Origin of the sequence: Neotamlana nanhaiensis, assembly GCF_000943555.1 — a bacterium.
GTDB lineage: Bacteria > Bacteroidota > Bacteroidia > Flavobacteriales > Flavobacteriaceae > Neotamlana > Neotamlana nanhaiensis.
Genome location: NZ_JTDV01000003.1, coordinates 41,630 through 56,239 on the forward strand (window position 1 = coordinate 41,630; position 14,610 = coordinate 56,239).

At 33.2% G+C, this 14,610-nt stretch carries 14 protein-coding genes; 9 read left to right on the forward strand and 5 right to left on the reverse strand.

Annotated elements, in window-relative coordinates; all coding sequences use genetic code 11:
* Positions 1-14: 14 nt before the first annotated feature.
* A complete protein-coding gene (locus tag PK35_RS05560; RefSeq protein ID WP_044625718.1) occupies positions 15-965 on the reverse strand; it encodes a glycosyltransferase family 2 protein in 951 nt (316 codons plus the stop codon).
* 58 nt (positions 966-1,023) lie between these two features.
* Positions 1,024-1,539, reverse strand: a complete 516-nt coding sequence (locus PK35_RS05565; protein ID WP_044625719.1) for a DUF4199 domain-containing protein — start codon at positions 1,537-1,539, stop codon at positions 1,024-1,026.
* A gap of 156 nt (positions 1,540-1,695) precedes the next feature.
* On the opposite strand from PK35_RS05565, the gene PK35_RS05570 reads away from it, so the two are divergent.
* Positions 1,696-1,947, forward strand: coding sequence for a type B 50S ribosomal protein L31 (locus PK35_RS05570; RefSeq protein WP_044625720.1), 252 nt, complete (start codon positions 1,696-1,698; stop codon positions 1,945-1,947).
* Positions 1,948-2,088: 141 nt separating this feature from the next.
* Entirely contained in the window at positions 2,089-3,264 is a 1,176-nt protein-coding gene (locus tag PK35_RS05575; RefSeq protein WP_044625721.1) for a GlmU family protein, read from the forward strand.
* Here PK35_RS05575 and PK35_RS05580 read toward each other — a convergent pair.
* Positions 3,261-4,889, reverse strand: a complete 1,629-nt coding sequence (locus PK35_RS05580; protein ID WP_044625722.1) for an ABC transporter substrate-binding protein — start codon at positions 4,887-4,889, stop codon at positions 3,261-3,263. The genes PK35_RS05575 and PK35_RS05580 overlap by 4 nt on opposite strands.
* 85 nt (positions 4,890-4,974) lie before the next feature.
* Between PK35_RS05580 and mtaB the strand changes: the two genes are divergently transcribed.
* Together mtaB and PK35_RS05590 are read left to right on the forward strand one after the other, a co-directional pair.
* Entirely contained in the window at positions 4,975-6,303 is a 1,329-nt protein-coding gene (gene mtaB / locus PK35_RS05585; RefSeq protein ID WP_044625723.1) for a tRNA (N(6)-L-threonylcarbamoyladenosine(37)-C(2))-methylthiotransferase MtaB, read from the forward strand.
* 92 nt (positions 6,304-6,395) lie between these two features.
* Positions 6,396-6,794, forward strand: coding sequence for a hypothetical protein (locus PK35_RS05590; protein WP_044625724.1), 399 nt, complete (start codon positions 6,396-6,398; stop codon positions 6,792-6,794).
* Between the two features lie 99 nt (positions 6,795-6,893).
* Here PK35_RS05590 and PK35_RS05595 read toward each other — a convergent pair whose 3' ends face one another.
* Positions 6,894-7,190 carry a GNAT family N-acetyltransferase gene (locus PK35_RS05595; protein WP_044625725.1) on the reverse strand — a complete coding sequence of 99 codons (297 nt, stop codon included), beginning with the start codon at positions 7,188-7,190 and terminating at the stop codon, positions 6,894-6,896.
* A 169-nt stretch (positions 7,191-7,359) separates the two neighbouring features.
* Here PK35_RS05595 and PK35_RS05600 point away from each other — a divergent pair, with 169 nt between their 5' ends.
* The 3 genes from PK35_RS05600 to cls are packed head-to-tail and all read left to right on the forward strand — an operon-like array spanning position 7,360 to position 10,461.
* Entirely contained in the window at positions 7,360-8,028 is a 669-nt protein-coding gene (locus tag PK35_RS05600) for an alpha/beta hydrolase (protein ID WP_044625726.1), read from the forward strand.
* A gap of 48 nt (positions 8,029-8,076) precedes the next feature.
* Positions 8,077-8,997 carry a lytic transglycosylase domain-containing protein gene (locus PK35_RS05605; protein ID WP_044625727.1) on the forward strand — a complete coding sequence of 307 codons (921 nt, stop codon included), beginning with the start codon at positions 8,077-8,079 and terminating at the stop codon, positions 8,995-8,997.
* Between the two features lie 9 nt (positions 8,998-9,006).
* Positions 9,007-10,461 carry a cardiolipin synthase gene (gene cls, locus PK35_RS05610; protein ID WP_044625728.1) on the forward strand — a complete coding sequence of 485 codons (1,455 nt, stop codon included), beginning with the start codon at positions 9,007-9,009 and terminating at the stop codon, positions 10,459-10,461.
* 58 nt (positions 10,462-10,519) lie between these two features.
* Here the strand turns inward: cls and PK35_RS05615 are convergent, their stop codons facing one another.
* A complete protein-coding gene (locus PK35_RS05615) occupies positions 10,520-11,098 on the reverse strand; it encodes a hypothetical protein (RefSeq protein WP_044625729.1) in 579 nt (192 codons plus the stop codon).
* A 298-nt stretch (positions 11,099-11,396) separates the two neighbouring features.
* Between PK35_RS05615 and rpmH the strand changes: the two genes are divergently transcribed.
* Together rpmH and carB are read left to right on the forward strand one after the other, a co-directional pair.
* Positions 11,397-11,558 carry a 50S ribosomal protein L34 gene (gene rpmH / locus PK35_RS05620; RefSeq protein WP_027878648.1) on the forward strand — a complete coding sequence of 54 codons (162 nt, stop codon included), beginning with the start codon at positions 11,397-11,399 and terminating at the stop codon, positions 11,556-11,558.
* Positions 11,559-11,673: 115 nt separating this feature from the next.
* Complete coding sequence (gene carB, locus PK35_RS05625) at positions 11,674-14,526, forward strand: carbamoyl-phosphate synthase large subunit (protein WP_044625730.1); 2,853 nt, start codon at positions 11,674-11,676, stop codon at positions 14,524-14,526.
* The last annotated feature ends 84 nt before the right edge of the window (positions 14,527-14,610 follow it).

The window sequence follows — 14,610 nt, forward strand, 5'->3', positions numbered from 1 at the left end:
TTAAATAGGCTTATTTAACCTAAATTTAATTCCTCTTTAACTAAATAGCGCTTTTTGTCTTGTTTGTTTCTTAAAATAAGTTCGCCTAAAAATCCGGCTACAAAAAATTGCGAGCCTATAACCATTGTAGATAGCGCGAGGTAAAATTGCGGACGTTGCGTAATTAAGCGTCCTGTTGGGTTTAAAAATAATTTATCGATGCCCAAATAGAAGGCAAAGCCAAAACCAATGGCAAACATAATAACGCCTAAAGCGCCAAATAAATGCATGGGGCGCTTACCAAATCGCGATAAAAACCAAATAGTAATAAGGTCTAGAAAGCCATGAATAAAACGATTCATGCCGAATTTAGTCTCACCATATTTTCTAGCCTGGTGTTGCACCACCTTTTCGCCAATTTTTGTGAAACCAGCGTTTTTAGATAATACCGGAATGTAACGATGCATTTCGCCGTTAACATCAATGTTTTTAACTACGTTAATATGGTAGGCTTTTAAGCCACAATTAAAGTCGTGTAGTTTTACGCCCGATGTTTTTCGAGCTGCCCAATTAAACAATTTTGAAGGTAAATTTTTTGCAATAACCGAGTCGTAACGCACTTTTTTCCAGCCCGAAACCAAATCGAAGCCATCGTTTACGATCATTTTGTAAAGTTCGGGGATTTCGTTGGGGTTATCTTGTAAATCGGCATCCATGGTGATAATTACGTTACCTTGTGCTGCATCGAAACCCGCATGTAAGGCTTGCGATTTTCCAAAGTTTTTTAAAAACCGAATACCTTTTACGTTTCTATCTTTTTTAGAAAGTTGTGTTATAATCTGCCAAGAATCGTCTGTGCTACCATCATCTATAAAAATGATTTCATAAGAAAAATGATTGGACTGCATAACGTTTGCAATCCAATCATGTAATTCTGTTAAAGATTCTTCTTCGTTAAGTAGTGGTATGACTACTGATATGTTCATTTATATGTTTTCTGAAAATAAATTAGTTTTCAAAAATACAGATTTTATTTTTAGAAAATTACTCCTGCTTTTTCATTATTAATCCAGAAATTAATGAATAGAATAGGCCAAAGAATAGGCTTAGGGCAATCCAAAAAGCGCTTCCAAGTAACGGATTTGACAATTTTTTTACCCAGGCTAACTGCTGTTCAGCTACTTCTGGTGGTATGTTTGGGGTTCCCATTAGTTTTTCTTCGGTAACTGCTATTATTTTGTTTACAAATTCTGGGTCTATAACATAATGAAATAGTATATTGTATAAACCGTAAACAATGGCGCTTATCAATGCTGTTGTAATACCAGCTTTTAGTGCTTCTGATAAACTTAAAAGATTACCGTTATTCTTTTTGTATTGCATTATACAATATATTATTATTACAGGGAAAAGGATGTAATAAATAATCATTGGCCATTGTTTACCCTCTAGCATCATGCCGCTAAAATACATTAGCACAGCAATCAATATCATAATGACACCTAGAACTAAGCCATAATTAGTTGCAAACTTAGAGGGGGAATGCGTGTTGTGTTCCATAATATTTTGGTTTTAATAATTAGTTATTAAGTTTGTAGTCAAATGTAGAAAAACGTTACACATAATTTTTAAATATTTTTTTAAATAAATTGTTGTACGTTAGATAAAAAAGTGTACATTTGCACTCCAAAATTGATTAGATAAAAGTATTTAGCGATGAGAAAAGGTATACACCCAGAAAATTATAGAGTAGTAGCATTTAAAGATATGTCTAACGACGATGTTTTTTTAACAAAGTCTACTGCAGTAACTAATGAAACTATTGAGGTTGATGGTGTGGAGTATCCGTTAGTAAAAATGGAAATTTCTAGAACATCTCATCCTTACTACACTGGTAAATCTAAATTAGTAGATACTGCTGGTCGTATTGATAAATTCAAAAACAAATACGCGAAATTCAAAAAATAATTTTCGAGTTTTAAAACTTTTATAAAGCCTTTCAGAAATGAAAGGCTTTTTTATTTTATGCAATTCGCATACATTTGTTTTAAACAAAGTTTAAGGGCGAAGTAGTACTTCAAACTTCAAACTTCAAACTTCATTTTAGCTATGAATTACATACTTTTTGATGGGCCTTCGCGCAATAGCTTATTGCCATTTACCTATACACGTCCTGTTGCCGATATTCGCGTGGGTATTTTAACCATTCGAGAAAAGTGGGAATCGTACCTAGACACTACCACAACCACTGTAACCGAAGATTATTTGGCCGATAAATTCCCTATGGTTGAAATGGATGAAAATGTTATGATAAACGCGTCGTTTTTACCTAATTTAGAATTGGTTGAAATGATTCGAGATTTAAAAGAAAATCAAGCTATTTTTAAAGATGAAGATGTCATTGCTTTTTTTGCAAAGGAAGCCCAAGAAGATATAAATTTTGAAACTTTTGAAGCGTTAGAATACAACGACGAAATAATTAAAATTGAAAATACTTGGGATATATTCTCGAAAAATGATGAAGCCATACAAGAAGATTTTAACTTTTTAACGCATAATAGAAAATCGCAACCCATACCATCGAGTAATAATGTTATCGCTGCCGAAAATATTTTTATAGAAGCTGGCGCAAAACTGGAGTTTACAACTTTGAATGCATCAACTGGTCCTATTTATATTGGTAAAAACGCCGAAATTATGGAAGGCACTGTAGTTCGCGGGCCTTTAGCCTTATGCGAGGATGCAATTATTAAATTAGGAGCTAAAATTTACGGCGCAACTACAATTGGTCCTGGCAGTAGGGTTGGTGGCGAAGTAAAAAATGCCGTACTTTTTGCAAATTCCAATAAAGGTCACGAAGGTTATTTAGGTAATGCGGTATTAGGCGAGTGGTGTAATTTAGGCGCAGATACCAATAACTCCAACTTAAAAAATAATTATGCCGAAGTAAGGTTGTGGAGCTACGAAACCGAGGGTTTTGCCAAAACAGGCTTGCAATTTTGTGGGTTAATCATGGGCGATCACAGTAAATGTGGTATTAATACTATGTTTAATACAGGAACCGTTGTTGGGGTAAGCGCTAATATTTTTGGTAGTGGTTTCCCAAGAAATTTTATACCAAGTTTCAGTTGGGGTGGTAGCTCGGGGTTTTCGAACTATTTAACCAATAAAGCTATAGAGGTTGCTAAACTTGTAACTTCAAGGCGCAATATAGAATTTACCAAAGTAGACGAAGCTATTTTTGAGCATATTTTTGAAGAAACTCAAAAATATCGTAGGTATTAATTAGCAGGATCTTTTTTTACGTACCTTAAATCCAGCATATCAACAGGGTTTATACCTAAACCCTCAATGTTTTTTCGGGTAAACCTAATTACTTCATCATAATAAAGCGGAACCATAATAGCTGCATCCATAGCTAAAGAATCCATTGTTGTGTATAAATGTTTGCGTTGCTCAATATTATTAATTGTGAAGGCTTTATTGTAAAGACTATCGAAGATCGTGTTTTTAAAATGAAAGTAGTTTGAACCTTTAGGAGCAAAATTTTTGCTGTAAAAAATGGAAAGATAATTTTCAGCGTCTAAATAATCGGCAATCCATGAGCTTCTAAACATGTCTACTTTTCCGTTAGAACGGGCACTTCTTAAAGTAGATTCTGGCATAACATCGACGTGTATTTTTAATCCAGCTTTTTCTAGTTCACGTTGTATAAACTCACAAAAACTAAGGTAATTGCTTGTGGTGTTCAAAGTGATTTCTGGGTTTATAATACCGCTTTCTTTTTTAAACTGTTCAACTAAAGCCTTGGCTTTTTGCGGTTGGTAAGTAAACCCAATGGAAGTATCGTGTCCTGGTAAACCCATTGGAATAAAACCTCCGTTGGCAGGGTTACCAATGCCGTTACGCAAATACAAAATCATTTTTTTACGATCAAAACCATAATTAATGGCTTTTCTAATAAGTGGTGATTTAATTTCGGGTGTTTTAGAATCTAAATAAAAACCTAAATATTCCGAATTTAAATAGGGGCCACGAATCATATTAACCGATTTAGAATATTGCGCTCTTAGCGAGCCACTGCTAGTTAAAAGTTCATCTTTATACGACACATCTAAACTGTTTAAAAAATCGATGTTACCTTGTACAAACTGTAAAAATTCACTTTGTTTATCGGGTAAAAACGTAATAGCAACAGCTTCTAAATAGGGGAGTTGTTTGCCGTTTTTGTCGGTTTCAAAATAGTGTTTGTTTTTTCTAAAAACTAGTTTTACATTTTCTTCCCAACGTTTAAATTTAAATGGTCCTGTACCAATGGGTTGCGATCTAAAGTCTATACCGTATTGTTCTACAACTTCTTTGGGTACAACCGAGCAATATTTCATACTTAATAAACCAATAAAAGCAGGAAATGGTTGCTTTAGGTTTATTTTAAAAGTACTGTCGTTTACCGCTTTAAAATCGTCAACTTTATTTAAAACCCAACTTCCAGGAGCGGCAAGTTTTTTATCACGTAAACGGTTTAAACTATATTCAAAATCATGAGCAGTTACTGTTCGTGTGGAGTCTTTACCAAAAGCAGGGTGTTTATGAAAAAAAACATCGTTTCTTAGGTTAAACGTATAGGTGATGGCATCATCAGAAATGTTCCAACTTTTAGCAATACTAGGCACAATGTTTAAAACACTATCCATTTGTACAAGTCCGTTAAATAGCTGGTTGGCCACACGAATATCTTGTAGTGTACGTGCAAAAGCAGGGTCTAAGGTGTTAATATTGGCGTGTTCATTGTAACGAAAAACAAGATGGTCTTTGTTTTTACTATTATTGTTGGAACAAGAAGAAAGTGAAAAAAAGATGCAACTAATTGATAAATAAAATATTACTTGTTTTAAAATGGGTTTTATCATGTGGGTAATTAGTTGTAAATTTGCACTCTTTTAAATGAGATAGGTAAATATAATGAGATTTCCGTGGTTGCGGAAATGAAAGCCAATGAAAAAGAACGTTGCATTTTATACTTTAGGTTGTAAGTTGAATTTTTCTGAAACCTCTACCATAGCCAGAAGCTTTAAAGATGAAGGCTTTAACCGTGTAGATTTTTCTGAAAAAGCCGACATTTATGTGATTAACACCTGTTCGGTAACCGAAAATGCAGATAAACGTTTTAAAACCATTGTTAAGCAAGCCCAAAAAGCAAACCCTGAAGCTTTTGTGGCTGCTGTTGGTTGTTATGCGCAGTTAAAACCTCAAGAACTAGCCGATGTTAATGGGGTAGATTTGGTACTTGGTGCTACCGAAAAATTTAAAATTACCGACTATATAAATGACCTTTCTAAAAATGATTATGGCGAAGTGCATTCCTGCGAAATTGAAGATGCCGATTTTTACGTAGGAAGTTATTCTATTGGCGATAGAACGCGTGCGTTTTTAAAAGTGCAAGATGGATGCGATTACAAATGTACTTACTGTACCATTCCATTAGCACGTGGTATTTCGCGAAGCGATACCATGGATAATGTATTGAAGAATGCTAGAGAGATTTCGGCAAAAAACATCAAAGAAATTGTTTTAACAGGTGTTAATATTGGCGATTACGGTAAAGGTGAATTTGGAAACAAAAAGCACGAACATACCTTTCTAGATTTAGTAACTCAATTAGATACCGTTGAAGGTATTGAGCGGTTAAGAATCTCATCAATTGAACCTAATTTACTAAAAAATGAAACCATCGATTTGGTTTCGCAATCTAGAGCTTTTGTGCCGCATTTTCACGTGCCGTTACAATCTGGAAGTAACGACATTCTTAAAAAAATGAAGCGTCGTTACATGCGCGAATTGTATGTAAATCGTGTTGAAAAAATTAAAGAAGTAATGCCTCACGCCTGTATAGGTGTTGATGTTATTGTTGGTTTTCCAGGTGAAACCGACGCGCATTTTTTAGAAACATATAACTTTTTAGCCGAACTCGATATTTCATACCTACATGTGTTTACGTATTCTGAGCGTGATAATACCGAAGCTGCCAAAATGGACGGTGTTGTTGCTAAAAATGTTCGTAACAAGCGCAGTAAAATGCTTCGAGGGTTATCGGTTAAGAAGCGTCGTGCGTTTTACGAAAGCCAAATAGGAACGGTGAGAACGGTACTTTTTGAAAGTGAAAATAAGGAAGGTTATATTCATGGATTTACCGAAAATTACGTAAAAGTAAAAGCGCCTTGGAATCCAGAAATAGTTAATACGCTTCATAAGGTAAAACTTACTAAAATTGATGATGACGGTTTGGTAAGATTCGATTTTGCCGAAACTTTTGTCGAGAATTAAATCGGCTAGCCCTGTTTTTTTACTTTTAATCGATTTAATTCATAAGTGTTTATTTCTCATATTACTTTTAAGCTGTTATTAACATATTATAAGTGAAAATCCTCTCAAAGTTATATTTAATTTTATGCTGTTTTGTTTGTTTATGCGCCTGCCATAAAGATAATGACGATACCTTAACAAGCGACAGTTTATTAGGGGTTTGGGAGTTTCAAAAGGAAGAAGGTTCAACGCAATACACATTTCAGCTTGTTTTGGCTCCAAATAGTAGGGCTGGAGAAAATGTACGTTATAAATATAGTAGCGGAGAAGTAACCTCTAGTTTTAATGAGCGACATTGGAATAAAGTTGATAGCAATACAATTGAAATTGAAGAATCTACCACTTCGGTTAGTTATCAATTAACTTCAGATAATCATCTCGTTTCAAACACCGATGCGACTTTGGTATTAATTAAAATTTCTGAAAATTACGGGTTGTATTTAGCGGAATAAAAAAAGTTGTTTCAAAATGCTAAAAAGGTGTAGTACTTTGTAATACTAAACAGCCTATAACATTTAAAAACAACTTGTTTATTTTTTTTGTAAAATTATTTAAATTCTCACGCCCACAGGAAGCATGCGTTTGTATTTGCGATTACTTCTTACAAATTTCGCAATTTCAGGGCTTGTTGGTACCATGCTTAAGTTGCGTTCTCTAATCTGTTCGAAAACAATTTCTAAAAAATCTTTTTTAAATTCAGCATCATTAATGTTGCTAGGAATAACAAGTTTGGTTAAAAATATTTTTCGTTCTTGCAACGAGTATTCAATCGTAGCTAATTCATTATCAACCTTTAATTCAAATTGGCGTAAAAAGTCATTGTCAATTAGTTCAGCCGTCTCAACCATGTTATAAAATTTTTAAATTATGCGGAATAGGGAAAATAGTGAAGACTATTTTATAAGTTTGCGGTGCAAATATACGAAAAATTTCGTTGTTTTTTGTTAAAACTTAAGTTAATCTGTTAGTTTATAAATAATTAACTATTTTTTGCTTCAAATAAAATGATTACCTTAAATGGAAAATACGCCACTTATTCACGTTTATTTAATGCCAGGAATGGCAGCGAGCCCTAAAATATTTGAAAACATTAGTTTACCTAAAAATCAGTTCAAAATTCATTTATTAGAATGGATAATACCTTCTGAAAACGAATCCATTACAAGTTATGTTTTACGTTTATCTAAACACATTAAACATGACAATATAGTACTTTTAGGTGTGTCGTTTGGAGGTGTTATTGTGCAAGAATTAAGTAAGATAATTAAGGTTAAGAAACTTATTATAGTCTCCAGTGTAAAGTCAAAAAACGAGTTTCCAAAACGTATGAAGTTTGCCAAAACAACAAAAATTTACAAATTGGCACCAACAAAACAAGCACAAAATATAGATAAGCTATCTAAATATACTTTTGGTAAACAGGTAACCAAGCGCATCGATCTTTACAAAAAGTATTTATCGGTAAACGATGAACACTATTTAAATTGGGCTATTGAAAATATGCTGTGTTGGAATCAAATAGAATATCAACCAAATATTGTGCATATTCATGGCGATGCCGATACTGTTTTTCCTATAAAAAATATTGAAAATTGCATGATTATTAAAGGCGGAACACATGTTATGATTTTGAATAAATACCGTTGGTTTAATAAACATTTACCACAGATTATTTTAGACGACTAGTACCACATTTTCGATAATTTTCATTAATTTTAGCAAAACTTTTTAAACATGAAGATAGTAAAGAATGCCTTAGCGTTTGTGGGATTATTAAGTTTATGTGGCCTTTTTATTTTTGCCTTACAAGATGCACCTACCGACGAAAACTTTGAAAAAAAATTAATAAACGATTATAACGTTTATGCCCTCCAAATTCCTGAAAATTTAGATTTTGCTGGCGAGCCTATGCCCTTAAAAAATCCAGACATTCACGAACGTATGGATAGAGAATTATTGGTAAATACCTATTGGCAATCTAACGGATTGTTAATGTTTAAACGCGCTAAAAAATATTTCCCAATTATTGAGCCTATTTTGGCTAAACATGGCGTTCCAGACGATTTTAAATATTTAGCCGTTATAGAAAGTGGTTTAACTAATGCGGTTTCACCGGCTGGAGCACGAGGTGTATGGCAAATTATGAAAGCTACTGGGCGCGAAAATGGTCTAGAGATTAATGACAATGTCGATGAGCGTTATCATTTAGAAAAAGCCACGGAAGTAGCGTGTAAATATTTAAAAAAATCGAAAGAGCGTTTAGGTTCTTGGACACTGGCGGCTGCGGCCTACAATGCTGGTAACGCTGGAGTTGCAAGACGCCTAAGAGAACAAAATGTAACCGATTATTACGATTTGTTACTAGGCGAAGAAACAGGGCGTTATATGTTTAGAATTGTTGCTTTAAAAGAAATTTTATCGCATCCAGCTAAATATGGTTTCAATTTTAGAGATAAAGATTTATATAAAAATATTCCAACCTTTAAAGTAGAAGTTGATACTGCAGTTACCGATTTTTCAAAATTCGCTCAAGATTTTAATATCAATTACAAAATATTAAAACTGCATAACCCTTGGTTAAGAGAGCCGCATTTAAATAATAAGTCTAGAAAATTATATCATATCGAAATACCTAAGGAAGGTTATTACCAGTAAGGTTTTTATATGCTCGATTTTGTATCGCAAAATATCTGGACCTTACTTATTGTTTTAAACTACCTACTTGCTACATCGGCAGTAATTACAGTAATATTAAAAAATTTAAATCCAACAAAAACACTATCCTACATTGTAGTTTTAGTGTTTTTTCCATTTTTAGGGGTTTTGGTTTATTATCTTTTTGGGCAAGAATACAGGAAGAATAAAATTTTTTCAAGAAAGCATATTCTCAATAAAAATGTAATAAAATCTATAAAAGAAGAATTACAATTTTCAAAACGCGAGTTAGAAACGGTTAATGATTATTTAGATGAAAAAGTAAAGTTAGTTAAACTGTTACATAGCAATCAAGATGAACCCCTTACCTTAAATAATTATATTGATATCATTAGCAATGGAGATGAAAAATTTAAACAACTCTTAAGCGATATTGAAGCAGCCAGTCATCATATACATTTAGAGTATTATATTGTAAAAGACGATGATATTGGTGCTAAACTCCTTAATTTACTTTGTAAAAAGGCTAAAGAAGGTGTAACGGTAAGGTTAAGTTACGACGATGTTGGAAGCAAAATTTCTAAGCAAATGAAAGCGCAATTAACAAATTCGGGTGTTAAGCATTTTGCTTTTATGCCTGTTTTATTACCGCGATTTACAGGAAAAATGAATTATAGAAACCATAGAAAAGTTGCTGTAATTGATGGTGAAATAGGTTACGTAGGAGGTATTAACATAGGCGATGAGTATTTAAATAAAAACGGAACAAGCTTTTGGCGCGATACTCATTTACGAATTAAAGGCGATGCAGTTAAATCGTTGCAAATTCATTTTTTATCTACTTGGGATTTTGTTTCAAACGAAAAATTAAAAATATATAAAACCTTTTTTCCTAAAACAGAACCTTTTGAAACCAAAGTGGGTGTGCAAATAGCGGCAAGTGGTCCCGATACCGATTGGGCAAATATTATGGAGTTAACACTTACGGCTATTGTTACTGCAAAAGATTATGTGTACATTACAACGCCTTATTTTGTGCCTAACGACGAAATTTTAAAAGCCTTGCAAATAGCTTCAAAAAGTGGCGTTGATGTAAGGTTAATGATTCCTAAAAAATCTGATTCCTGGGTAGTTAAACATGCATCAAACTCGTATTTAGGCGCACTTTTAAGAGCAGATATTAAAGTATATAAATACAAAAAAGGTTTTGTGCATGCTAAAACGATGGTGGTCGACGATATTTTTTCAACTGTAGGAACCTCAAATATGGATTACAGAAGTTTCAATATCAATTTTGAGATTAATTCGGTTATTTATCACAAAGCCAATAGTAAGCTATTAAAAAATCATTTTTTAGAAGATTTAAAAAGCTGCGAAGAAGTGCAATACAAAACGTATTTAAACCGACCTAAGTTTGATAAACTCAAAGAATCGTATTGCAGACTTTGGTCTCCTTTAATATAAAAAAGCCTCAAAATTAAAATCTTGAGGCTTTTTTATGCTTTAAATTTAAAAACAAATTTTATCTAGAACGACGCTTTTGCGAACGTAACGATCCACCAGCACCAAATTGTTGATTAGGTCCTGTAGCACGTTTCATGTTTTGTTTCATCATTTTAATTTGTTCGGTAAGCATGCCTTGTTTATCAAGTTTACTAGCTTCATTAAGTAGTTTTTGCGCTTCTTGTTTTCTGCGTTTTGAAAATGCAATACCTGCTAAGTTTAATTTTGCCATAGCTAAATCATGATCCATCGACAACCCTAAACTAATAGCTTTTTTAAAATATTTTTCAGCATCAGTCATATTAGTTTGCGATACCATAATACCGTGTAAATAGTTGTAGTAACCTTGTTGTTTGGTAACTAAGGCGGTTTCAGGGTTTTTAATTTTGTTAAGCCATTTTTTTGCGCCTTCAAAATCTTGCTTTCTTAAACGTAAAAAAGCTAATAAAATAAATTCGTTTTTAAAATAAAGAAAAACAAAAATTGAAGCTAACAGAATAAACATAATACCGTTACCAATATAACCTTCGGTAAATTGATAAACAGCATAGGCCAAAATTCCAGCTGCAATTATTAATTTTATAATTTTATTGTACATAACAGTTTAATTAAAGGTTGAAAAAAGCCCAAAAATAAATGGAATTAGCTTTTTTTTGATTGTTTTAGTTTGCAAATAAACTAAAATTTTATGAGAAAAAGTATATTGCTATTGGGTTTAAATAAGGTGTGAAGTCAATTAAATATAGGAAAACATTAGGCTTTTCTAAGCTTCAAAAAAATAATTAAAATTTTTATAAAAATGATTTGCAAAGTAATAAAGGCTTTGTATATTTGCCCTCGGTTTTTAAGGAAGCCCAATTACATTAAAATTTTTCAGAATTTAAAGATATAAGATAATGAGTAAGAGAACATTTCAGCCTTCTAAAAGAAAGAGAAGAAACAAACACGGTTTTAGAGAAAGAATGGCTTCTGCTAACGGTAGAAAAGTATTAGCTCGTAGAAGAGCTAAAGGTAGAAAAAAATTATCTGTGTCTTCTGAAACTAGACATAAGAAATAATATGATTAACAATTGTTTATAAATTAAAGGTGTTGCTTAAGTGTAACGCCTTTTTTTATATCTACTGATTATTATTTTTGCATAAAAACATATTAACTCCATATAAAACAAGCAAATGCCAAAGAATTCAAAACTAAAGTCGATACTAATTATTGGGTCTGGACCAATTATTATTGGGCAAGCCTGCGAATTTGATTATTCAGGATCGCAAGCTTTAAGATCATTACGTGAAGATGGAATTGAAACGATTTTAATTAACTCCAATCCGGCAACTATTATGACCGATCCTTCAATGGCCGATCATGTTTACCTTTTGCCGCTTAATACAAAATCGATAATAAAAATATTAAAAGAACACCCTCAAATTGATGCAGTTTTACCAACTATGGGTGGGCAAACGGCATTAAATTTAGCTATTGAAGCCGATGAAAAAGGAATTTGGGAAGATTTTGGTGTAGAGTTAATTGGTGTTAATATTGATGCAATTAATATTACCGAAGATAGAGAGCAGTTTAGAGAGCTTATGGGTAAAATTGGTATTCCAATGGCACCTCAAGCTACGGCAACATCATTTTTAAAAGGTAAAGAAATTGCTCAAGAGTTTGGTTTTCCATTATGTATCCGTTCATCATTTACTTTAGGCGGTGCAGGTGCAGCCATAGTTTACGAAGAAAAAGATTTTGATAAATTATTACGCAATGGTTTAGAAATTTCTCCTATACATGAGGTAATGATTGATAAAGCCTTATTAGGATGGAAGGAGTACGAGTTAGAGTTACTTCGCGATTCTAACGATAACGTGGTAATTATTTGTTCAATCGAGAATATGGATCCAATGGGAATTCACACTGGAGACTCAATTACTGTTGCTCCAGCCATGACTTTAAGCGATAGAACTTACCAACGTATGCGTGATATGGCAATTCACATGATGCGTAGTATTGGTGATTTTGCGGGTGGTTGTAACGTACAATTTGCGGTTTCTCCAGACGAAAACGAAGATATTATTGCTATTGAAATTAATCCGCGTGTATCGCGTTCTTCGGCATTAGCGAGTAAAGCAACGGGGTATCCTATTGCAAAAATTGCAGCAAAATTAGCTTTAGGTTATAGTTTAGATGAATTAAATAACCAAATTACAAAATCTACTTCGGCATTATTCGAGCCAACTTTAGATTATGTTATTGTAAAAATACCACGTTGGAACTTCGATAAATTTGAAGGTTCAGATCGTACTTTAGGGCTTCAAATGAAAGCCGTAGGTGAGGTTATGGGTATTGGGCGTTCGTTTCAAGAAGCGCTTCACAAAGCAACCCAATCACTTGAAATTAAACGTAATGGATTAGGTGCTGATGGTAAAGAAAATACCAATTACGAACAAATTATCGAGAAATTAACGCATGCTTCTTGGGATCGTGTTTTCATCATTTACGATGCTATTAAAATGGGTATTCCGTTAAGCAGAATATACGAAATTACTAAAATAGATATGTGGTTCTTAAAACAATACGAAGAGCTGTATTTCTTAGAAAAAGAAATTTCGAACTTTAAAATTGATTCCATTGAAAAGGAATTGTTACTTGAAGCTAAACAAAAAGGTTATGGCGATCGCCAAATAGCCCATATGCTTGGTTGCTTAGAAAGCGAAGTGTATACCAAGCGTGAAGATTTAGGTATTAACCGTGTTTATAAGTTAGTTGATACGTGTGCTGCCGAGTTTGAAGCAAAAACACCATACTACTATTCTACCTTTGAAAGCGATATGGAAACTGCCGATGGCGTGCGTTATGCACACAACGAAAGTGTGGTTTCTGATAAGAAGAAAATTATTGTTTTAGGATCTGGACCAAACCGTATTGGGCAAGGTATTGAATTCGATTACTGTTGTGTTCACGGGGTTTTAGCTGCAGCTGAATGTGGTTACGAAACCATCATGATTAACTGTAATCCAGAAACGGTTTCAACCGATTTTGATACGGCTGATAAATTATATTTCGAACCTGTTTTCTGGGAACATATCTACGACATTATCAAGCATGAAAAACCAGAAGGTGTTATCGTTCAGTTAGGAGGTCAAACGGCATTAAAACTTGCTGAAAAATTAGATCGTTACGGTATAAAAATTATCGGTACAAGTTTTGAATCTTTAGATTTAGCTGAAGATAGAGGAAGTTTTTCAACATTATTAAAAGAAAATAACATTCCTTATCCTAAATTCGATACTGCTGAAACTGCCGATGAAGCCTTAGCCGTAGCAAAAGAATTAGATTTCCCAATTCTTGTAAGACCATCTTATGTATTAGGAGGTCAAGGTATGAAGATTGTAATTAACGAAAAAGAGCTTGAAAAGCATGTTGTAAGTTTATTACAAAGCATACCAAATAACAAGTTACTTTTAGATCACTATTTAGAAGGTGCTATTGAAGCTGAAGCTGATGCTATTTGTGATGGAGAAGAAGTTTACATTATTGGTATCATGGAACATATCGAACCATGTGGAATTCACTCTGGCGATAGTAACTCAACGTTGCCACCATTTAACTTAGGTGAGTTCGTGATGCAACAAATTAAAGACCACACCAAAAAGATTGCGTTAGCATTAAATACAGTTGGTTTAATAAACATCCAGTTTGCTGTTAAAGATGATGTGGTTTATATTATTGAAGCAAACCCAAGAGCATCTAGAACGGTGCCATTTATTGCAAAAGCTTACGGTGAGCCTTACGTAAATTATGCGACTAAATTAATGTTAGGTGAGAAAAAGGTAAAAGATTTTACGTTTAACCCGCAATTAGAAGGTTACGCAATTAAGCAACCAGTATTCTCGTTTAATAAATTCCCGAATGTAGATAAAACTTTAGGTCCTGAAATGAAAAGTACAGGAGAAAGTATTTTATTTATAGATAGTTTAAAAGACGATGAGTTTTACGATTTATATTCAAGACGTAAAATGTACTTGAGTAAGTAAGAAAGTTCAAATAAACGTAAAAAAGTCGCTTTTTAGCGACTTTTTTTGTGTTTTACAGATTACTTTTTCGGAAAAATATTATAA